We start from the raw sequence: 19,525 nt of genomic DNA, 5'->3' as shown, positions 1-19,525 counted from the left end.
CCGCGGGCCTCGGTCCGCCTGCCTCGACACACCGAACTCTGTCCACCGGTCTCGGTCCACCGGGTCTCAGTCCTGGGCGAGCCACAGGTCGGGTCCGAACACCTCGTAGTGGATGTCGGCCGGAGCGACTCCCCCGGCCAGCAGCTGGGAGCGGACAGCACGCATGAACGGCAGGGGACCGCAGAGGTAGGCGTGGGTCCCCGGCGCGACGGGAAGACCGGCCAGGTCGACCAGGCCGGTCCGCTCCGGGGGGTGGCCGGGCCCGGGGTTCTCGTACCAGAAGTGCGCGGTGGCGTCGTGCAGCTTGCCCGTGAGCAGGGCGTGGTCGGCGCGCAGGGCGTGGTCGGCGGGCGAGCGGTCGCCGTGCACGACGGTGACGGGCGAACGGTGCTCCACGGCTGCCAGGTGGTGCAGCATCGACAGGACCGGGGTGCATCCGATACCGGCCGACGCGAGGAGCAGGGGTGCGTCGCCGTCGTCGAGCACAAGATCGCCGTACGGGGCCGAGACGCGCAGCCGGCTGCCTTCCCGGACGTGCGCGTGCAGGTGCCGGGAGACCTCCCCCTCGGGTGTCCCCTCGCCCCGCACCCTCTTCACGGTGAGGGAGCGGAGGGCGGACCCCGGTGCGCAGGAGAGGCTGTACTGACGGATCTGACGCGCCCCGTCGGGGAGTTCGACCTGTACGGAGACGTACTGGCCAGGGCGGAAGCCGGGAGCCGGTGCGTCGTCGGTGGGTTCGATCTGGAAGGTGACCACGTCCGCGGTCTCGTCGATCCGTGAGGTCACCGTCCACTCCCGCCACACGTCGCCTGCGACGACACCCTGCTGGGCGTACAGCCGGTTCTCGATGGTGATCAGGGAGTTGGCCATCAGCCAGTAGACCTCGTCCCATGCCGCGGCGACCTCGGGGGTGACCGCGTCTGCGAGTACCTCCGCGATGGCCGCGAAGAGGTGGGTGTGCACGACCTCGTACTGCGGGGCGGTGATGCCGAGCGAGGCGTGCTTGCCGGCTATGCGGCCGAGCATCACGTCGGGCCGGGTGTCCGGGTGGTCGACGAGCCGGGTGGCGAAGGCGGCGATCGAGCCCGCGAGAGCCTGACGTTGGGCGCCGGAAGCCTGGTTGCCACGGTTGAACAGGTCACGGTGCAGCTCCGGGTGGGCCGCGAACAGCTTCCGGTAGAAGAGGTCCGCGATCTCCGCGATGGCGGCCCCCACGGCGGGGAGGGTGGCTCGGACAGTGGCTGTCGACGTCTCGGAGAGCATCGGCTGACTCCTGGGGGTGGAGGAGGGATGGGTGGAGGTGGCCCGCGGGAGGGACCTGAACGGGGCCGGTGCGGGCGGTTGACGCCGCGGTTCCGGCTGATGCGGCCGGTCCCACGGGTCGGCCGTGAATGTGCATATTGAATACCAATTATCGGGCGCACGGGCATCGGAGCACGGCATCGGAGCACGGAATCGGCGACGCGGAATCGGCGCGCGGTCGCGTGCGCGCCGGATCGGCGGATCAGCCGGGGACGGGCCGTGCGGCGCTGATGCCGAGCAGCAGCGGTCCGGTGGGTGAGGAGACGAGATCGGCGACCGTGACCGGGTCGAGGGAGGAGTAGAAGGCCTCTTCGGCCCGGCGAAGTGCGGTGCGCAGCCGGCAGGCCGAACGCAGGGGGCACGGAGCGCTGCCCTCGCAGTCGACCACCTCGCCGGGACCCTCCAGTTGCCGCACGAGCCCGCCGATCGACGCGCACCGGCCGGCCGGTGTGAGCGTGAGCCCTCCGCCGCGACCTCGGCGGGCGTCGACGAGGCCGAGGTGCTGGAGCCGGGCGACGACCTTGGCGGCGTGGGTGTACGGCACCTGCATGGTCGCCGCCACCTCCCTGGTGGTCGGCGGGTCGTCCTCGTCCCTCGCGACGGCCAGGCGCATGAGCACGCGGAGCGCCACGTCGGTGAATCTCGTCAGCCGCATGGGCCGAGAGTATGTAAGTTGCATATGTGATGCAACTTAAGAACTGTGAACGGCGACGCTGGGCGACATGCCCCGTCGGAGCCTGAATAGTCACACTCTTTTGTGTAATAGCGCATGGTGTCCATCAGCTGAAAGGCTTCTTCTCGCAGGTCAGCCCATGATCGAGAGGATGTCGGATGTCCGTTGGTGAAGAGGTTCGTGACACGCAGCCGCCGCAGCAGAGTCTCGGCACGGCGGCTGCGCGGAACCTCGCGACGACGACCAAATCCGCGCCGCAGATGCAGGAGATCACCTCGCGGTGGCTGCTGCGCATGCTGCCGTGGGTGCAGGTGCAGGGCGGTACGTACCGGGTGAACCGCCGACTGAGCTACTCGGTCGGTGACGGCCGGGTGACGTTCGTCCAGACGGGCGACCGCGTCACGGTCATCCCCGCGGAGCTCGGTGAACTGCCCGCCCTGCGCGACTTCGAGGACGAGGAGGTCCTGGCCGAACTGGCACGCAGGTGTGAACAGCGGGATGTGGCGGCCGGCGAGGTGATCGCCTCGGCGGGTGACGCGGCGGACCGAGTCCACCTGCTGGCGCACGGCAAGGTGGAGAAGGTCGGCTCAGGTCCGTACGGCGACGAGACGGTCCTCGGCGTCCTCGCCGACGGCTCCTACTTCGGCGACCACGCACTGATCGACGGGGACGCGTCCTGGGAGTACACGACCCGTGCCGTCACCGCCTGCACCCTGCTGACGCTGCGCCATTCCGACGTGCTCAACCTCGCGGCCCGTGCGGACTCCCTCCGCGACCATCTCGCCGCGCTGCTCGCCATTCCGCACCAGCGGACCAACAACTACGGCGAGGCGGCGATCGATCTCTCGGCGGGGCATGTGGGCGAGACCGTCGTCCCGCACACCTTCGTCGACTACGAGGCAGCCCCTCGCGAGTACGAACTGAGCGTCGCGCAGACCGTGCTGAAGGTCCACAGCAGGGTCGCCGACCTCTACAACCAGCCGATGAACCAGACCGAGCAGCAGTTGAGGCTCACGGTCGAGGCGCTCCGCGAGCGCCAGGAGTACGAGCTCATCAACAACCGGGAGTTCGGGCTGCTCAACAACTGCGACTACGGGCAGCGACTGCAGCCGCACGACGGGGCACCGGGACCCGACGACATGGACGAACTCCTTTCGCGCAGGCGGGGGTCGAAGCTGTTCCTCGCCCATCCCCGTGCCATCGCCGCGTTCGGCCGCGAGTGCAACAAGCGCGGCCTGGTCCCGGAGAGCGTGGAGGTGGGCGGGCACCATGTGCCGGCCTGGCGAGGCGTCCCGATCTTCCCCAGCAACAAGATCCCGGTCACCGATGCCCGCACCACCTCGATCATCTGCATGAGGACCGGGGAGGCGGACCAGGGCGTCATCGGACTCCAGCAGAGCGGCATCCCGGACGAGATCGAGCCGAGCCTGTCGGTCCGCTTCATGGGCATCGACGAGCAGGCGATCATCTCGTACCTCGTGACGGCCTACTACTCCGCCGCCGTGCTCGTTCCCGACGCCCTCGGCGTCCTGGAGAACGTCGAGGTGAGTCGCTGGCAGTGACGCTCCGGGGGCCCGGGCGCAGCCGGCCCGGGCCCCGGTACACGCAGGGTGCGACAGAGGTGCCCCGGGGGCACCCGGGAAGGAATGACCGTGACCATGACGAGTACGGATGCCGCGACGGAGGGGCACGAGGCCGCCGCGCTCCTGGAGCACACCCGAAGCGTCGTCGACCCGCACCTGCGAGCAGCCGTGGAATCGCTGCCCGGCGGCATACGCCGGGTAGCCATGTACCACTTCGGCTGGCAGGACGCCGACGGTACCGAGGCCTCGGGGCAGGCGGGAAAGGCGATCCGGCCCGCGCTCGTCCTGGCCGCCGCCCGAGCGCTGGGAGGTGCTTCGGAGTCGGCGATGCGCGCGGCCGTCGCCGTGGAACTGGCGCACAACTTCACCCTCCTGCACGACGACGTCATCGACGGGGACGCCACCCGTCGGCACCGGCCCACGGCCTGGGCCGTGTTCGGGGTGCCGGACGCCGTCATCACGGGCGACGCCATGCTCGCCCTCGCCCAGCGCCTGCTCGCGGACGACCCGCACCCGGCATCCGCACAGGCCTGTGCCCGGCTGTCCACGTGCGTCATCGAACTGTGCGCCGGCCAGCAGGCGGACTGCGCCCTGGAACAACGCGGCCCTGACGACGTCACCCTGGACGAGTGCCTGGCCATGGCCACGGCCAAGACGGGCGCCCTGCTCGGCTGTGCCTGCGCCCTGGGCGCCCTCTACGCCGGGGCCGGCGAGCGGGCGGTCGGAGCCATGGACGGGTTCGGCAGGGAGGCCGGTCTCGCCTTCCAGCTCATCGACGACCTGATCGGCATCTGGGGGGACACCGACCGAACGGGCAAGCCGGTCGGAGCGGATCTGGCCGCCCATAAGAAGTCCCTGCCGGTGGTGGCCGCCCTCACCTCGAGCACACCCGCCGCCGCCGAGCTGGCGGAACTGTACCGGGGGGCCATGAACACGCCGGGGGAGGTGGGCAGAGCGGCTGACGCCGTCGACCGGGCGGGCGGCCGCGACTGGGCGCAGGCCTGCGCGGCGGACCGGATGGCTCGCGCGGTCCACCACCTGTCCCGCGCGGTGCCCGATCCGGCCGCCGCGGGAGACCTGCTGGCGCTGGCGGAGTTCGTCACCCGCAGAACCCACTGAACCCAGCCACCCGGCCCGGCGCCGGCGGCCAACTCTAGGATTCCGTACGCGAGATCACTCACCACTGCGGACGGACGAAGGGGCGGGGCCGGTCATGGGTGTACGCATACGGCAGGCGGACGAACGAGACAGGGATCAGGTCGTACGGATCCTGGAGGAGGCGTTCCACGACGATCCGGTGAGCAGCTGGGTCTTCCCGGACGAGGACCACCGACGCGCCGTCCACGGCAGGTTCCTCGGAGTCTTCGCCGACGTCACCCTGGCCGGCGGCCGTGTCGACCTGGCGGAGGACGGTACCGCCACGGCCCTCTGGCTCCGGGTACCCGCGGGTGCGCCGGAGGAGGAGGACGGCACACCCGCGCGCATGCGGGAGGCCGCCGACCCCGGCAACGAGCGGGCCGAGCTGGTGGGCAGGCTGACGGGCGCGGTCCATCCGCACGACCGTGCCCACGCGTATCTGCTGATGATCGGCGTCTCCCCGGAGCGCCAGGGGGAGGGCATCGGAGAGGCACTGATCAGCGAGGTACTGGAACGGTGCGACCGTGAGGGTCTCCCCGCCTACCTGGAGGCGAGCAGCGAGCGCAGCCGCAGGCTGTACGAGCGTCTCGGTTTCACCTTCACGGGCCAGACCGTGGACCTGCCGGACGGCCCCTCGATGTGGCCCATGTGGCGTGCGCCGAGGGCGGGCTGACCGGTGGCCGGCAGCCGGGAGGACGGAAGGGGAGGGTGCCACGGGAAGGGCGCCGGACACGGGCTACAGTCCCTGCTCATGACAGATGAGTCGTGGGCAGGCTGGTACCGGGACGGTCACGGTTCCGAAGCCGTCATTCTCACCACGGACGGACAGCAACTCCGTGTCCGCGTCCGCGGTACGGACTTCGAGGGCAAGAGCTTCGACGGCCTGCGCCCCGTGGCCGGAGTACCTGTCGAGGCCGGGGTGTTCGACCTGATGGAGGGGGTGCTCGGCGACTGCGTCCTGGAGTGGGACCTGCCCCTGCCGGTCCTCACGGCCGGTGCGGTCCGCCAGGCCACACTCAGCTGCCTGCTGTCCCTGCGGCGGGCCGACCCCGACCTGTACCTCGCCCTCCACCTCGACGGCGCCGTGTACGAGTCGAACCGTGCGGAGAGCGACTTCGCGGCGGCACTGGCCACGATCCAGCGCGTCCTCCCGCCGGACATCCATCTGCAGACCTGTATAGCCTGCGCCCTCTCCGACTACTTCCCCGCGCCGGACCGGGGCCTCTCCGGTGAGCTCGCCTGTTTCCGGGGCGCGAAGGCCGCCTACCGCGACGCGGCGGACGCGGGAGCCGTGGCGGGCCTCTGGGACCGGCGCACCGGATTCGTCCAGGAGATATGGAGCTGCCGGGAGTTCGAACCGCGGCCGGCCGAGGGTGCCGGCACCGGTCACCGGGGCGCCTTCCCGCTGGAGCCGGCCTGACCGTGCCCCGCGGGACCCGGCTGCCGGTGCGCCGGGTCCGCTCAGCGCGGCGGAACGGACCCGGCACACCACGTCACGAGGTGTCAGGACTTGGTGGCGGCGGCGAGCGCGGCCGCGAAGCCGTTCCGCCACAGGGTGTTCACCCGCGAGCGCTCGGTGGAGTTCGGGTAGGCGTTGGTGCACGACGTGCCGGGACCACCGCCCGACATGAGCTCGCTGCACGGACCGCTGTAGTGGTCCGGCAGGCCGAGCACGTGCCCGGTCTCATGGGCCGTCACCCGGGTCGAGTTGTACTGCCGGTTCTGCGCGTAGTCCAGGAAGATGTAGCCGCTGCCGTGCCCGTTCGTGCTCGCGTACGAGCCCCTCGAGTCGTTGCCCTCGTAGTAGGCGAAGTCGGCGTTCGAGCCCTCCTGCAGCTTGACGTTGCTGACCGAGCTGTTCCAGATGCCGGCGCTGCTCGCTATCTGGCTGCGGAAGCTGGGGGCGTTCGCGGTGCTGTACACGACGGTGACGGCCTGCGCGCCCGGCGTGGCGGCACGCTTCTCGGCGACCGACTTCATGACGGCGTCGAAGAAGGCCTTGTTCGCGGCGGCGTTCTCGCTGGACCCGGCGTACGCGGCGTAGCCGGCCTGCGCGGTGGCCGTGGAGGCGGTGGTGGAGGTGGCGGCGGGGACCGGGGCTGCGGCGACCGCGGGGGTGGTGCCCAAAGCGGCGGCGAGGCCGAGACCGAGACCGGCCACGGCCGACATGACGGCTGTCCTGGGGTGTCTCACGGTGTTCTCTCCTACCTGTCCGCCGTACCCCGTCCGGCTGGCCGGACGGGGTACGGGTGGGGGGTTGTCGGTACGGAGTGAGTGTCAGGGCAGCCGGTGCCGCAGCGGATGATGTCAATCGGGGATAGCGCCGTCCTATCCCCGCACAGGAGCCGTACAGCAGTCGCACACACCGAACGCCCCAACAGCCCCCGAATCGGCCCGTTTAATGGGGTTGGGCCATCTGGTGTTCCGAAGGCGAACAGCCATACGCTCCTCGTCATGGAGCTTGAGGTCAGACACCTCAGGGCGCTGTGCGCCATCGCGGACACGGGCAGCCTGCATCAAGCCGCGCGGCGGTTGGGCGTCAGCCAGCCCTCCCTGACCACCCAGCTCCAGCGGATCGAGAAGACGATGGGGGCGGAGCTCTTCCGCCGGGAGAGGACGGGCTGCCGGCCGACCCTGCTCGGGCGTGCGGTCCTCAGCCGGGCCCGCCCCCTGCTGGACGGCATGTCCGCGCTCGTCGGCGCGGCGATGGCGGAGGCCGAAGCCGCCCGCGCCGACAGTGCCCGGCTGCGCATCGGATCCACGGCGAGCCGGGTCATCGGCGGCTGGCTGCGCAGACTGCGGGTCCGGCTGCCCGGCACGGACATCTCCCTCCGGGTCGACGTCTCGGCCCGTGCGCTGCTGCGCGCGGTGGCGGCCGACCGGCTGGACGTCGCCTTCGTGCACGAGGTGGAGGGGTGCCCGCTGCCCGTGCCGGACGGTCTGCGGCAACGCGTACTCCTGGACCGGGAACCGCAGTTCATCTCCCTGTCGCGCGACCATCCCGCCGCCGGCAGCCCCGTGGTGGACCTCGACGACCTGGCCACCGACCGGTGGATGGTCGATCCCTCGGTGGACGGCGAATGGGACGGCGTCCGCCGGGTGCTGGGTGCCGCCGGTCTCGACCCGCCCGTCCTGCACGGTGACTACCTCACTGCGGCCTCCCTGGTCGTACTCGGCGAGGCCGTCGCCCCGTGCCAGCCGACCTCGGGCCCCCGCGACGACATGGCGATCCGCCCCCTGCGCGGAGACCCGCTGGCCGTGCGGCTCCTGCTGGTCTCGCGGCCGGGCGCGGACATGGACACGGTGTACGGGGAACTGGAAGCGGCCTACCGCGAGGCCGCCCGGCGGGCCGCCGACTACCACCGGTGGCTGCTGCGCCACCACAGCCCTCTGGCGCACACGCCCTGACCGGCGGAAGTTCCCCGTTCTGCTGACAGCGAGGCACCGTTCCCGTGCCTCGTTCCAGGGGGCAAGGTGACGCCATGAAGCTCTTGATGCTGGGTGGTACGGAGTTCGTCGGACGCGCCGTCACCGAGGCGGCGCTCGCGCGGGGCTGGCAGGTCACCGTGTTCCATCGGGGCCGCCACGCGCCGCCACCGGGCGTCCGGATCCTGACCGGGGACCGGACAGCCGGCAAGGAGGGCCTGGCCGCCCTGGCCGACGGCAGCTGGGACCTGGTGGTCGACACGTGGAGCGGCGCGCCCTCCGCCGTACGGGACGCAGCCCGGCTGCTCTCCGGCCGGACCGGGCACTTCACCTACGTCTCCAGCCGGTCGGTGTACGAGTACCCCGCCCCGGCCGGGCTGTCGGAGGACGGTCCCCCGGTGTCCGGCGCATCCCCCGACGCGGGCGCCGACGTCCCGTACGCCCAGGCCAAGCGCGGCGGTGAGCTGGCGGCGCTCGACGCCTTCGGCGACCGTGCGCTGCTGGCCCGGGCCGGCCTGATCCTCGGCCCCGGGGAGAACGTGGGTCGGCTGCCGTGGTGGCTGACGCGGACAGCCCGTGGCGGCCCCGTGATCGCGCCGGGACCACGGGACGCGGAGATCCAGTACATCGACGCCCGCGACCTGGCCACCTGGTTGCTGGATGCCGCGTCGCACGGCCTCGGCGGCGCCTACAACACGGTCAGCCGGCCCGGGCACACCACCATGGGCGAGTTGCTCGACGCCTGTGTCCGGGTGACCGGCTCCCGCGCGGAGCTGTGCTGGACCGATCCGGAGGTGCTGCTCGCGGCAGGCGTCGAACCCTGGACCGACCTGCCCGTCTGGTTGCCCGCCGGTGAGCTCCACGACGCCCTGCACCGGGGCGACGCCGGCAAGGCGGAGGCAGCCGGGCTGCGTTGCAGACCCGTCGCGGAGACGGTCGCCGACACCTGGGCCTGGCTGGGGGAGCGCGGCGGCACGGCGCCACAGCGCCCGGACCGGCCACCGGTCGGCCTGGACCCGAGTACCGAGGCGCGACTCCTCGCAGGGGTGGCCCGATGAGCGGACTGCTGCTGCACCTCACCGAGAAGTCGCTGTGGGAAGCGGCCCGCAGGACCGGGACGTACGAGATGTCCACCCGTGGCCGCACCCTGAGCGAGGAGGGCTTCATCCACTGCTCGCTGCCCCACCAGCTTCCCGGTGTGGCACGGGCGCTCTACGGGGCGGAGGCCGAAGGACTGGTCGTGCTGGTCATCGACCCGGACCGGCTCCGGGCTCCCGTGCGGTACGAGCCCATGAAGCCCGGCGGGGAGGAGTTCCCGCACATCTACGGCCCCGTGCCGGTGAGTGCGGTCGTGGAGGTGCGGCACTGGAGAGGCCCCGGGGCGGGGGCGGACGACGATACCCGGTGAACCACCCCGGCCATGGTGACGGCCCGGAGACGGAACGACCACGCCCGGCCCGCGAGGGCCTCCCGGGGGAGACCCTGCGGACCGGGCGCGGACAGCTTGATCCAGCGGAACGGCGACCGCGGATCAGGCCTTCTTGGTCTCCCAGAAGATCTTGTCGATCTGGGCGATCAGGTCCAGAGCCTTCTGGCCCGTGGCCGGGTCGTTCGAACCCTTGGCCGCCGAGAGCGCCTTGAGGGTGTCGTTGACCAGCTGGTGCAGCTCCGGGTACTTCTCGAAGTGCGGGGGCTTGAAGTAGTCGCTCCAGAGCACCGACACGTGGTGCTTCGCGAGCTCGGCACGCTGTTCCTTGATCAGAATGGCGCGCGTGCGGAAGTCCGCGTCCTCATTGGCCTGGTACTTCTCCTGGACGGCCTTGACGGACTCGGCCTCGATGCGGGCCTGGGCCGGGTCGTACACGCCGCAGGGCAGGTCGCAGTGAGCGCTGACCTTCACCTTGGGGGCAAACAGGCGGGAAAGCATGGAGCTGTCCTTCCTCGTGATCGTCTTCTCAGGTGGGACATTACTCCGTGGGGTACCGCTTTTTGCGGCTGCCCCCTAGGGCTTAGGCCAAAAGTCCAGGGTGTGGACAGGACCAGTGGCCGAAACTACGGATCGGTGCGCGCAGCGGTGTACCGGAGCACGGACCGGGAGGTGTCACGGATGCCGGAAGCGGCGCAGGGTACGGGGAACGGGCGGGCGGCCAGGGGGCGGTTCCAGGTGGTGGAGGTGACGGGGCCCTCGATGGTGCCCACGCTCTACCACGGGGACTGGCTGCTGGTGCAGCACGGGGCGCCGGTGCGGCCGGGGGATGTGGTGATCCTGCGCCATCCGTTCCAGCAGGACCTGCTGGTGGTCAAGCGCGCCGCCGAACGGCGCGGCAGCGGCTGGTGGGTGCTGGGCGACAACTCGTTCGCGGGCGGGGACAGCACGGACTACGGGACGGTGCCCGAGGAGCTGGTACTGGCCCGGGTGCGGGCGCGCTACCGTCCGCTGCGCAAGGATCAGCGGTCGGTGTTCGGGCTGCTGGGCTGGGCGGTGACCGCGCTGAGGCCCGTTTCCACGGACCGTTCCGTCTCCAGGCGCTTGCGGGCCCGGTAGGCGGCCACGTTGGCCCTGGTCGCACAGCGGTCCGAGCAGTAGCGCCTCGACGCGGTTGGTGGAGGTGTCGAGATAGGCGTTGCGGCAGGGCGCCGCCTCGCACAGGCCGAGCCGGTCCACGCCGTGGGAGGTGAGGTGGAAGGCGAGGCCCATCGCCGCGATCGCCGCGAAGCCGGCCGTCGCGTTGGACGGATGGTCGGCGAGGTGCATGTGCCAGTCCGGCTTGCCGTCCTCGTCCCGGGCGTCGTGGCCCGAGATCTGGGGGCTCACCGGGAACTCCAGCAGCAGTGAGTTGAGCAGATCGACGGCGAGGGTCTCGTCGCCGCCGTCCGCCGCCTGGAAGACCGCGCGCAGCCGTGCCCGCACCGAACGGAAGCGCGTCACGTCCGCGTCGGTCGCGCGGCGGGCCGCCTGGGCGTTCGCGCCGAACAGCTCACGGACGGACTCGACCGTGGTGAGGGAGTCCTTGTTGCGGGCCGGCTCCTCGGTGTTGACCAGACGCACGGCATAGTCCGAGTAATAGGCCAGTTCCACTTGTAGTCCTTACGGCGTCGGTCTAGGGTCGAGGCGTCGGCCAGTGTAATGGCTGCACTTCGATAACGGGCATTACTCGCTCTGGGGTACGTGGAGGTCGGGATGACGGAGACAGCGGCGGGTGGCGACTGGCAGGCATGGCAGGAGAGCTGGGACCGTCAGCAGGAGTGGTACATGCCGGACCGTGAGGAGCGGTTCCGGGTGATGCTGGACATGGTCGAGGCCGTCGTGGGAAGCGAGCCGAGGGTCCTCGACCTGGCGTGCGGTACCGGAAGTATCACGGACCGGCTCCTCCAGCGGTTCCCGAAGGCGACCTCGACCGGCGTCGATCTCGACCCCGCGCTGCTCGCCATCGCCCGCGGCACCTTCCACGGCGACGACCGGGTCACCTTCGTCACCGCCGACCTCAAGGACCCCGCCTGGACCGAGCGGCTCCCGCACACCTCGTACGACGCCGTGCTCACCGCGACGGCCCTGCACTGGCTGCACAGCGAGCCACTGACCGTGCTGTACGGACAGATCGGCCGGCTGGTCCGGGACGGCGGGGTCTTCATGAACGCGGACCACATGATCGACGCCGGTACTCCGCGCATCAACGCCGCCGAACGCGCCCACCGGCACGCCGCCATGGACCGCGCCAGGGCCGCGGGCGCGGTGGACTGGGCCGAGTGGTGGGCCCTCGCCGCCGAGGACCCGGTCCTCGCGGGACCGGCCGCCGAACGCTTCGCGATCTACGGCGAGCACGCCGACGGCGACATGCCGTCCGCGCGGTGGCACGCCCGCACCCTGCGAGAGGCCGGCTTCGCCGAGGCGCGCGCCGTGTGGGCCTCGCCGTCGGACAGCCTGGTGCTCGCGGTGAAGTAGCCGCACGGCGCCGGCGCAGACACGGCGGCAGAACAGAGGGGCGGCTTCCACCGCCCCTCTGCGTCTCACCACGACGGCACGCCCCGGTGGAATTCTGAGCTCGTCGGCCGTCTCGTCCTGAAGGACGGTTCCATGCCCGGCCGTGCGTCGAGCACCGGCTTCACCGGTGAGCGGGCTCCATGTCCGATGCCCACGAGCCCGCAGGTGACCTGGGAGCAGGTGCGCGCGTCGATGCGGTGGCCGGAACCGCTGCCCGTCCGGCAGGGGAACGCGGACGAGGGCGGTACGGGCCGTGCCCGTACCGCCCTCATCCGGGGGTCGTACCGCTTCGGCACCGCGGTGCGGCTACAGCACCTTTGACAGGAACGACTTCGTCCGGTCGTGCTGCGGGTTCGTCAGCACGTCGCGCGGGTGGCCGGACTCGACCACCACCCCGTCGTCCATGAAGACCAGCGCATCGCCGACCTCGCGGGCGAAGCCCATCTCGTGCGTGACGACGATCATCGTCATGCCGTCCTCGGCCAGCCCGCGCATGACGTCCAGGACGTCGCCGACCAGCTCGGGGTCGAGCGCCGACGTCGGCTCGTCGAAGAGCATCAGCTTCGGCTCCATGGCCAGAGCGCGGGCGATGGCCACCCGCTGCTGCTGTCCGCCGGAGAGCTGGGACGGGTAGTTCTTCGCCTTGTCGGACAGCCCGACCCGGTCCAGAAGCCGCTCCGCGCGGGCGCGGGCGACAGCCTTGGACTCGCCCTTGACCTGGACCGGCGCCTCCATGACGTTCTCGATCGCCGTCATGTGCGGGAACAGGTTGAAGCGCTGGAAGACCATGCCGATGTCCCGGCGCTTCAGGGCGACCTCGCTGTCCTTCAGCTCGTAGAGCTTGTCGCCCTTCTGGCGGTAGCCGACCAGTTCGCCGTCGACGGACAGCCGTCCGGCGTTGATCTGCTCCAGGTGGTTGATGCACCGCAGGAACGTCGACTTGCCGGAGCCGGACGGGCCGATCAGGCAGAAGACCTCACGCGGGGCGACCTCCAGGTCGATGCCCTTGAGGATGTGCGCGGGACCGAAGGACTTGTGTACGCCTTCGGCCTTCACCATGGCGGTCATGCGGCGCCTCCCTTCGGGCGGCCCAGCGAGAGCATGTTGGCCCTGATTCTCTGGAACGGGGTGTCGGGCAGGCTGCGGCTGGAACCGCGTGCGTAGTACCGCTCCAGGTAGTACTGGCCGATGCTGAGCATGGAGGTGAGGACCATGTACCAGGCCGCGGCCAGGAACAGCATCTCCACGGTGGCTCCCGAGGTCTGCGAGACGTTCTGGGTGGAACGCAGCAGTTCGGTGTACTGGACGGCGACCGCCAGCGAGGAGGTCTTCAGCATGTTGATGACCTCGTTGCCCGTCGGCGGCACGATCACGCGCATCGCCTGCGGGACGACGATCCGGCGCAGCGTCTTGTTGTGGCTCATGCCCAAGGCGTGCGCCGCCTCGGTCTGGCCCTCGTCGACGGACTGCAGGCCGGCCCGGCAGATCTCCGCCATGTACGCGGCCTCGTTGAGCCCGAGGCCCAGCAGCGCGCAGAGGAACGGGGTCATGAAGGACGACCACTCGTCCTTGTAGATCGGCCCGAGGTTGATGTACTCGAAGACGATGCCGAGGTTGAACCAGACCAGCAGCTGCACGTAGACCGGGGTGCCGCGGAAGAACCAGATGTAACCCCACGCGATGGCGGATGTCACCGGATTCTTGGAGAGCCGCATCACCGAGAGGACGATGCCGAGGACAACGCCGATGATCATCGCCAGGACGGTGATGATGACGGTGTTCTTGACGCCTTCGAGGATCTGGTCGTCGAAGAAGTAGTCGGGGATCGCGGCCCAGTTGATGTCACCCTGGGCGAACGCGTAGACGAGCGAGGCCAGCAGGCCGAGGGCGACGACCGCCGAGACGTACCGGCCGTAGTGGCGCACCGGAATGGCCTTGATCGCCTCCGGCCCCGCCGACGGGGTGGGCGGGACGGCCGTCGCCGGGTCTGCCTTCTTGATGTCAGTCACAGGTGTTGCCTTTCAGCGCCGATCGCCGTCACGATCCGCCGTTGATCTTGGCCTCGGTGACCGCTCCGGCATCGACACCCCACTTGGCGACGATCTTTCCGTACTCGCCGTTCTTGATCAGCGCGTCCAGGGCGGCCTGCACGGCCTTGGTCAGCTCGTCGTTGCCCTTGGCGATCGCGATGCCGTACGGGGCAGCTTCGACCTGCTCGCCGACCAGCTGGAAGTCGTTGCCGCCGCCCGAGGTCTTCACCGCGTACGCGGCGACCGGGAAGTCGGAGGAACCGGCGTCGGCGCCGCCGCCGCGCAGACGGGTCTGGGCCTCGAGGTCGTTGTCGAACGCCTCGATGCCGATCTTGCCCTTGCTGCCGCACTTGGCGTTCTCGGCCTTGGCCAGGTCGTGGGAGACCGTGCCCCGCTGCACGACGAGCCTCTTGCCGCAGAGGTCCGACCAGGTCTTGATGCCCTTGTCGTCACCCTTCTTGGTGTAGATCGAGACACCGGCGGTGAAGTAGTCGACGAAGTCGACGCCCTCGCCGACCTTCTTCCCGGTCTCGGAGTCGACACCTTCCTGGCGGTCCTTGGTGTCGGTCATGGCCGACATCGCCAGGTCGTAGCGCTTCGAGCGCAGACCCGTGAGCAGCGTGTCGAAGGTGCCGTTCTCGAAGACGAACTTCACGCCGAGCTGCTTGCCGAGGGCGTCGCCGAGATCCGGGTCGATACCGACGGTCTTGCCGGACTTGTCCTTGAACTCCACGGGCGGGTACGCGATGTCGGAGCCGACCTTGATTTCGCCCTTGTCCTTGATCGACTGGGGGACGAGGTCGGCGAGCGGGGCGTCCTTGGTGGCGGTCGCGCCCGACTCCTTCTTGCTGCCGCTGTCGGTCTGGTCGCCGCAGGCGGTCAGCAGCATGGTGCCGGCGACCGCGACTGCGCAGACCGCGGCAATCCGGGACTTCGCGGTCGAACGGCAGATGGTGCTTGCGGTCATGGTCGGAATCCTCCGGCGGTGAGGGGTGCAGGTCAGGTGGATACGCACGCACCTTCGGGTGTCGCCACCTTGTGTGATGACGGCATCTTGCCATTCGGACTAGCCCATTCAGGGGGCCCGGCATGTCAAAATCGGGTAACGGGCGACCCCCGAACCTCCACAGGCCGGTACTGCAAGGCCGGACCATCTGTTGGAATCCAAGCTTTCCTCCGGAGAATCTCCGGTGCGTCTCAACCTTCGGGCGACCTTTGTGGCGCTTAGTGGACTTGTCCAGATATTCGACTATGAGTCATGTCACCGCGTCGATACGGACTCGTCCGAGGCCCGGTCCGTCCGGTAAGAAAGACCTTTACACCCCTCATCCGGGGCTCAGGGCGCGTGTGCGGCGCGCCCGCGCGTATGTGACTCCCCAGCCGGAGCGGGCCAACCGCTCAGGGCCGGGAACGTACGCGGTGCCCGCCCACCCCTCCTCAACCAGGAGTGGCCACCCTCAACTGATGAAGACTTAAGGGGTCAACACAATGGCAGCGGAGATCGTCAATCCTCGCAGCGACAGCAAGACACACGGCACGGCCGGTGCGGACGGCCTCAGCGGTGCGGACGAGCTCTTCGATCCGGCCTTCGCCCTCCACCGCGGCGGGAAGATGGCCGTGCAGTCCACCGTCCCGATCCGCGACAAGGACGACCTGTCCCTCGCGTACACGCCCGGCGTCGCCAAGGTGTGCAGCGCCATCGCGGACAATCCTGAGCTCGTCCACGACTACACCTGGAAGTCGCAGGTCGTGGCCGTCGTGACGGACGGCACCGCCGTGCTCGGCCTGGGGGACATCGGCCCCGAGGCATCCCTCCCCGTGATGGAGGGGAAGGCGATCCTCTTCAAGCAGTTCGGCGGGGTGGACGCGGTGCCGATCGCGCTCGCCACGACGGACGCGGACGAGATCGTCGACACCGTCGTGCGGCTTGCGCCGTCCTTCGGAGGGGTCAACCTCGAGGACATCTCGGCGCCCCGGTGCTTCGAGATCGAGCGCAAGCTCCAGGAACGCCTCGACATCCCCGTCTTCCACGACGACCAGCACGGCACGGCCGTCGTGACGCTCGCGGCCCTGCGCAATGCGGCGAAGCTGTCCGGCCGGACGCTCGGCGACCTGCGCGGTGTCATCTCCGGTGCCGGTGCGGCTGGTGTGGCCATCGCGAAGTTCCTCCTGGAGGCGGGCATCGGTGACGTCGCCGTCGCCGACCGCAAGGGCATCGTCAGCCGGGACCGGGACGACCTCACGGACGTCAAGCGCGAGCTGGCCGAGCTCACGAACCGGGCGGGTCTCTCCGGCTCCCTGGAGGCGGCACTGGCGGGCGCCGACGTGTTCATCGGCGTCTCGGGCGGTACGGTCCCCGAGCCGGCCGTCGCCTCGATGGCGCCCGGCGCGTTCGTGTTCGCCATGGCCAACCCGAACCCCGAGGTCCACCCCGAAGTCGCGCACAAGTACGCGGCCGTCGTGGCGACCGGGCGGTCGGACTACCCGAACCAGATCAACAACGTGCTCGCGTTCCCCGGCATCTTCGCGGGCGCGCTGCAGGTCAGGGCCTCCCGGATCACCGAAGGCATGAAGATCGCCGCGGCGAACGCGCTCGCGGATGTCGTCGGGGACGAGCTGGCGGCGGACTACGTGATCCCCTCGCCGTTCGACGAGCGGGTCGCACCGGCCGTCACCGCGGCCGTGGCCGCTGCCGCGCGGGCCGAGGGCGTCGCACGTCGCTGACGTGATGCGCCGGGGGCGGGGTGGGGTGCGGGTCCGCTGTTGCGGGCCCCTCCCCGCTCCGCCCTTTGCCGTACCCGGTCTGCGGGACCGGGCCCACGGGTGGCCCTGGCCTGAGGACCGGGCCCACGGGTGGCCGGGCCGCCGCGGCTGGGGTGTGTGTCACACCATCGGATGGTTACGTCACGGGGCGTCACGCTCTAGGGTCGTGCCCATGTTCGCCGCCTACGCCGCACGCATCGACCGTGACCAGCCCCTCGACGGCCTCGAGCTGGGCGAGCGCCCGGCACCGGAGGCACGGCCCGGGTGGACCACCGTCCAGGTCCGGGCCGCGTCCCTCAACCACCATGACCTCTGGTCCCTACGGGGTGTGGGCCTCGCCGAGGACAAGCTGCCGATGATCCTCGGCTGCGACGCCGCCGGGATCGACCAGGACGGCAACGAGGTCGTCCTCCACTCGGTCATCGGCCAGACCGGCCACGGCGTCGGTCCGGACGAGCCCCGCTCCATCCTGACCGAGCGCTATCAGGGCACGTTCGCCGAGCAGGTCACCGTCCCCAGCTGGAACGTCCTTCCCAAGCCGAAGGAACTCACCTTCGAACAGGCGGCCTGCCTGCCGACCGCCTGGCTGACGGCGTACCGGATGCTCTTCACCAACGCGGGTGTCCGGCCCGGCGATTCCGTACTGGTGCAGGGCGCCGGCGGTGGCGTGGCCACCGCCGCGATCGTGCTGGGCAAGGCCGCCGGGCTCAGGATGTTCGCCACCAGCCGCGACAAGGCCAAGCGTGAGAGGGCCGTCGAGCTGGGTGCCATCGAGGCGTACGAGCCAGGCGCACGGCTGCCCCGCCGTGTCGACGCCGTCATCGAGACGGTCGGGGCCGCCACCTGGTCGCACTCGGTCAAGTCGCTGCGGCCGGGCGGCACGCTGGTCATCTCGGGAGCGACCAGCGGCGATCGGCCCTCCCATGCCGAGCTGACGCGGATCTTCTTCCTGGAGCTCAGGGTGGTCGGCTCCACGATGGGCTCCAAGGACGAGCTGGAGGACCTGCTGGCGTTCTGCGCGGCCACTGGGGTGCGGCCCGTCATCGACGCGACCCTGCCGCTGGACCGGGCCCGCGAGGGATTCGAGCGGCTCGCCGCCGGAGACCTGTTCGGGAAGATCGTGCTCAGCACCTCATGACGGACGCGGTGGAAGTCGGGACTCCCGAGGGGTTCTCGCTGCGGCCCTGACACCCCTGTGACGCCCCCGCCGCGCTCCGGGCGTTCATGCCAGGTCGAGACGCCTCGTGAGGCGGGCTGCACCGTCACCGCCGAGTCCGAGGCCCTGGCATGGGTCGCCGAGCGCGAGGACCGGTGGGCGGCGGGCACGGGCTGCGCGTGGGCCGTTGTTCGCGGGGGCGTGATGCTCGGTTGTGTGGCCGTGGCGGCGGTGAACCACGCCCATGACACCGGCTGGGGCTCGTACTGGACCACCGAGGAGGCGCGCGTGACGGGCGTCGCCACCGCCGGTGTGCGAACACCCGCCCGGTGGGCCTTCGGCGAGCTCGGTTGTACCGGCTGGAACTCGGCCAGGACGGGACGAACAACCCGGCTGCTGCACGGTGGCCCGGCGGGTGGGCTTCGCCGTGGAGGGCGTCGAGCGGCAAAAGCTCCGCCACCGGGACGTCCGGCACGACGTGGAGCGCCACGCACGCCTCGCCTCCGACCCTGTCAACATCGGTTGACACGCCTTTCCGTGTCAACGTAAGTTGACGCCATGACCGAAGCAACGGAACTCGCCACCCGCGCGGGTGACCACGACCCGCGCGTCGGGTTGCGCGCCGTCGCCGCGCTGCGGCGACTGCTGGAGCAGCTGGAAAGCGTCCAGGTGAGAAGTGCCCGTATGCAGGGCTGGTCGTGGCAGGAGATCGCTGCCGAGCTGGGTGTCAGCCGGCAGGCCGTGCACAAGAAGTACGGGAGGCATTGATGTTCGAGCGCTTCACCCAAGGGGCCCGGGCCGCAGTCACCGGCGCGGTGACCCACGCCGAGCGGATCGGGGCAGACTCCGTCACCGAGGAACATCTGCTGCTCTCCCTGCTGGACCGGACGGGCAGCCGCTCCTCCTTCGCCCTCGCGGCCCTGGGGCTCGTCGACCACCGGGGCTCGGTGGAGGCGCAGCTCGCCGAAGCCCGGCGGCGCGGCGGACTCACCAAGGCCGACACCGAGGCGCTGGCGGGCATCGGCATCGACGTCACGGAGATCGTGGCCCGTGTCGAGGGTGCGCACGGCGCGGGTGCCCTGGCGGGCGACCGCGGGAACCGGCGGTGGTGGTCGGGGCACCGCCCTTTCGCGGCCGGCGCGAAGGGCATCCTGGTGAAGTCGCTGCGCATCGCGCTGGGTCGCGGAGACCGCTTCATCGGCGAGGAACACCTGCTGCTGGCCTTGACCGCCTGCTCCGGGGTGGTCGCCGACGTCCTGGCGGATCACGGTGCGACGTACACGACGGTGGAGCGCGCGTTGTACGGCGACGAGGGCCGGGGGCAGGCCGAAGCCGTCTGACCGGGCGCCGCCCACCCGCCCACCGCGCCCGGGACCGCCCGCCCCGCCGCGTTCAGGGCCGCCCGCGCTTCCCGAGGGAGCAGGGCGAACGGAGTGGAGGGCGGACGGGGGCGTGGTGGCCGTCAGGCTGTGG

General features: G+C 70.6%; 21 protein-coding genes and 2 pseudogenes. 15 read left to right on the top strand and 8 right to left on the bottom strand.

What is annotated here, in order from left to right; all coding sequences use genetic code 11:
* Positions 1–66: 66 nt before the first annotated feature.
* A complete protein-coding gene (locus QFZ58_RS12585) occupies positions 67–1,263 on the bottom strand; it encodes a globin domain-containing protein (protein ID WP_307125012.1) in 1,197 nt (398 codons plus the stop codon).
* 241 nt (positions 1,264–1,504) lie between these two features.
* Positions 1,505–1,957, bottom strand: coding sequence for an Rrf2 family transcriptional regulator (locus tag QFZ58_RS12580; RefSeq protein ID WP_307125011.1), 453 nt, complete (start codon positions 1,955–1,957; stop codon positions 1,505–1,507).
* Between the two features lie 176 nt (positions 1,958–2,133).
* Between QFZ58_RS12580 and QFZ58_RS12575 the strand changes: the two genes are divergently transcribed.
* The 4 genes from QFZ58_RS12575 (at position 2,134) to QFZ58_RS12560 (ending at position 6,115) form a co-directional block, all read left to right on the top strand.
* Positions 2,134–3,537 carry a family 2B encapsulin nanocompartment shell protein gene (locus QFZ58_RS12575; protein WP_307125010.1) on the top strand — a complete coding sequence of 468 codons (1,404 nt, stop codon included), beginning with the start codon at positions 2,134–2,136 and terminating at the stop codon, positions 3,535–3,537.
* Positions 3,538–3,633: 96 nt separating this feature from the next.
* Entirely contained in the window at positions 3,634–4,677 is a 1,044-nt protein-coding gene (locus tag QFZ58_RS12570; protein WP_307125009.1) for a family 2 encapsulin nanocompartment cargo protein polyprenyl transferase, read from the top strand.
* Between the two features lie 94 nt (positions 4,678–4,771).
* Positions 4,772–5,368: a GNAT family N-acetyltransferase gene (locus tag QFZ58_RS12565; protein ID WP_307125008.1), complete on the top strand. Its 597-nt coding sequence runs from the start codon at positions 4,772–4,774 to the stop codon at positions 5,366–5,368.
* Between the two features lie 78 nt (positions 5,369–5,446).
* Positions 5,447–6,115 carry a DUF6304 family protein gene (locus QFZ58_RS12560; protein WP_307125007.1) on the top strand — a complete coding sequence of 223 codons (669 nt, stop codon included), beginning with the start codon at positions 5,447–5,449 and terminating at the stop codon, positions 6,113–6,115.
* Positions 6,116–6,198: 83 nt separating this feature from the next.
* Here QFZ58_RS12560 and snpA read toward each other — a convergent pair whose 3' ends face one another.
* On the bottom strand, positions 6,199–6,864 hold the full coding sequence (gene snpA / locus QFZ58_RS12555) for a snapalysin (protein WP_307128839.1): 666 nt from the start codon (positions 6,862–6,864) through the stop codon (positions 6,199–6,201).
* A 285-nt stretch (positions 6,865–7,149) separates the two neighbouring features.
* Between snpA and QFZ58_RS12550 the strand changes: the two genes are divergently transcribed.
* From QFZ58_RS12550 to QFZ58_RS12540, 3 genes are all read left to right on the top strand, one after another.
* Positions 7,150–8,103, top strand: coding sequence for a LysR family transcriptional regulator (locus QFZ58_RS12550; RefSeq protein ID WP_307125006.1), 954 nt, complete (start codon positions 7,150–7,152; stop codon positions 8,101–8,103).
* 86 nt (positions 8,104–8,189) lie between these two features.
* Positions 8,190–9,179: an NAD-dependent epimerase/dehydratase family protein gene (locus tag QFZ58_RS12545; RefSeq protein ID WP_307128838.1), complete on the top strand. Its 990-nt coding sequence runs from the start codon at positions 8,190–8,192 to the stop codon at positions 9,177–9,179.
* Positions 9,176–9,529 carry a DUF952 domain-containing protein gene (locus QFZ58_RS12540; RefSeq protein ID WP_307125005.1) on the top strand — a complete coding sequence of 118 codons (354 nt, stop codon included), beginning with the start codon at positions 9,176–9,178 and terminating at the stop codon, positions 9,527–9,529. The genes QFZ58_RS12545 and QFZ58_RS12540 overlap by 4 nt, the downstream gene beginning before the upstream one ends.
* 123 nt (positions 9,530–9,652) lie before the next feature.
* On the opposite strand, the gene sodN is transcribed toward QFZ58_RS12540, so the two are convergent.
* Positions 9,653–10,048: a superoxide dismutase, Ni gene (gene sodN / locus QFZ58_RS12535; RefSeq protein WP_136203216.1), complete on the bottom strand. Its 396-nt coding sequence runs from the start codon at positions 10,046–10,048 to the stop codon at positions 9,653–9,655.
* A 180-nt stretch (positions 10,049–10,228) separates the two neighbouring features.
* Here sodN and sodX point away from each other — a divergent pair, with 180 nt between their 5' ends.
* Positions 10,229–10,666: a nickel-type superoxide dismutase maturation protease gene (sodX, locus tag QFZ58_RS12530; protein ID WP_307128837.1), complete on the top strand. Its 438-nt coding sequence runs from the start codon at positions 10,229–10,231 to the stop codon at positions 10,664–10,666.
* Here the strand turns inward: sodX and QFZ58_RS12525 are convergent.
* Positions 10,570–11,200, bottom strand: a pseudogene (locus QFZ58_RS12525) (ABATE domain-containing protein). The gene sodX and the pseudogene QFZ58_RS12525 overlap by 97 nt on opposite strands.
* A 102-nt stretch (positions 11,201–11,302) precedes the next feature.
* Here QFZ58_RS12525 and QFZ58_RS12520 point away from each other — a divergent pair.
* Both QFZ58_RS12520 and QFZ58_RS12515 read left to right on the top strand, forming a co-directional pair.
* Positions 11,303–12,064: a trans-aconitate 2-methyltransferase gene (locus QFZ58_RS12520; RefSeq protein ID WP_307125004.1), complete on the top strand. Its 762-nt coding sequence runs from the start codon at positions 11,303–11,305 to the stop codon at positions 12,062–12,064.
* Between the two features lie 132 nt (positions 12,065–12,196).
* Entirely contained in the window at positions 12,197–12,424 is a 228-nt protein-coding gene (locus QFZ58_RS12515) for a hypothetical protein (RefSeq protein WP_307125003.1), read from the top strand.
* On the opposite strand, the gene QFZ58_RS12510 is transcribed toward QFZ58_RS12515, so the two are convergent.
* Genes QFZ58_RS12510 through QFZ58_RS12500 form a run of 3 tightly spaced genes read right to left on the bottom strand, consistent with a single transcriptional unit; the run spans position 12,410 to position 15,100 of the window.
* Complete coding sequence (locus QFZ58_RS12510; RefSeq protein ID WP_307125002.1) at positions 12,410–13,171, bottom strand: amino acid ABC transporter ATP-binding protein; 762 nt, start codon at positions 13,169–13,171, stop codon at positions 12,410–12,412. The genes QFZ58_RS12515 and QFZ58_RS12510 overlap by 15 nt on opposite strands.
* Positions 13,168–14,112, bottom strand: coding sequence for an amino acid ABC transporter permease (locus tag QFZ58_RS12505; protein ID WP_307125001.1), 945 nt, complete (start codon positions 14,110–14,112; stop codon positions 13,168–13,170). Before QFZ58_RS12505 ends, QFZ58_RS12510 begins: the two co-directional genes overlap by 4 nt.
* 28 nt (positions 14,113–14,140) lie before the next feature.
* The gene (locus QFZ58_RS12500; protein ID WP_307125000.1) at positions 14,141–15,100 is read right to left on the bottom strand and encodes an ABC transporter substrate-binding protein; all 960 of its coding nucleotides are present in this window, start codon (positions 15,098–15,100) and stop codon (positions 14,141–14,143) included.
* A 521-nt stretch (positions 15,101–15,621) separates the two neighbouring features.
* On the opposite strand from QFZ58_RS12500, the gene QFZ58_RS12495 reads away from it, so the two are divergent.
* The 5 genes and pseudogenes from QFZ58_RS12495 (at position 15,622) to QFZ58_RS12475 (ending at position 19,392) form a co-directional block, all read left to right on the top strand.
* On the top strand, positions 15,622–16,857 hold the full coding sequence (locus QFZ58_RS12495; protein ID WP_307124999.1) for an NADP-dependent malic enzyme: 1,236 nt from the start codon (positions 15,622–15,624) through the stop codon (positions 16,855–16,857).
* Positions 16,858–17,068: 211 nt separating this feature from the next.
* Positions 17,069–18,034, top strand: a complete 966-nt coding sequence (locus QFZ58_RS12490) for a zinc-binding dehydrogenase (protein WP_307124998.1) — start codon at positions 17,069–17,071, stop codon at positions 18,032–18,034.
* Between the two features lie 86 nt (positions 18,035–18,120).
* Positions 18,121–18,578: pseudogene (locus QFZ58_RS12485) on the top strand (GNAT family N-acetyltransferase).
* Between the two features lie 32 nt (positions 18,579–18,610).
* A complete protein-coding gene (locus tag QFZ58_RS12480; protein ID WP_307124997.1) occupies positions 18,611–18,820 on the top strand; it encodes a helix-turn-helix domain-containing protein in 210 nt (69 codons plus the stop codon).
* Complete coding sequence (locus tag QFZ58_RS12475; RefSeq protein WP_307124996.1) at positions 18,820–19,392, top strand: Clp protease N-terminal domain-containing protein; 573 nt, start codon at positions 18,820–18,822, stop codon at positions 19,390–19,392. The genes QFZ58_RS12480 and QFZ58_RS12475 overlap by 1 nt, the downstream gene beginning before the upstream one ends.
* Positions 19,393–19,525 lie beyond the last annotated feature (133 nt).

Source organism: Streptomyces sp. B1I3 (assembly GCF_030816615.1).
GTDB lineage: Bacteria > Actinomycetota > Actinomycetes > Streptomycetales > Streptomycetaceae > Streptomyces.
The sequence above is the reverse complement of the archived record's forward strand: the minus strand, read 5'-3'. Positions and strand labels throughout refer to the sequence as shown.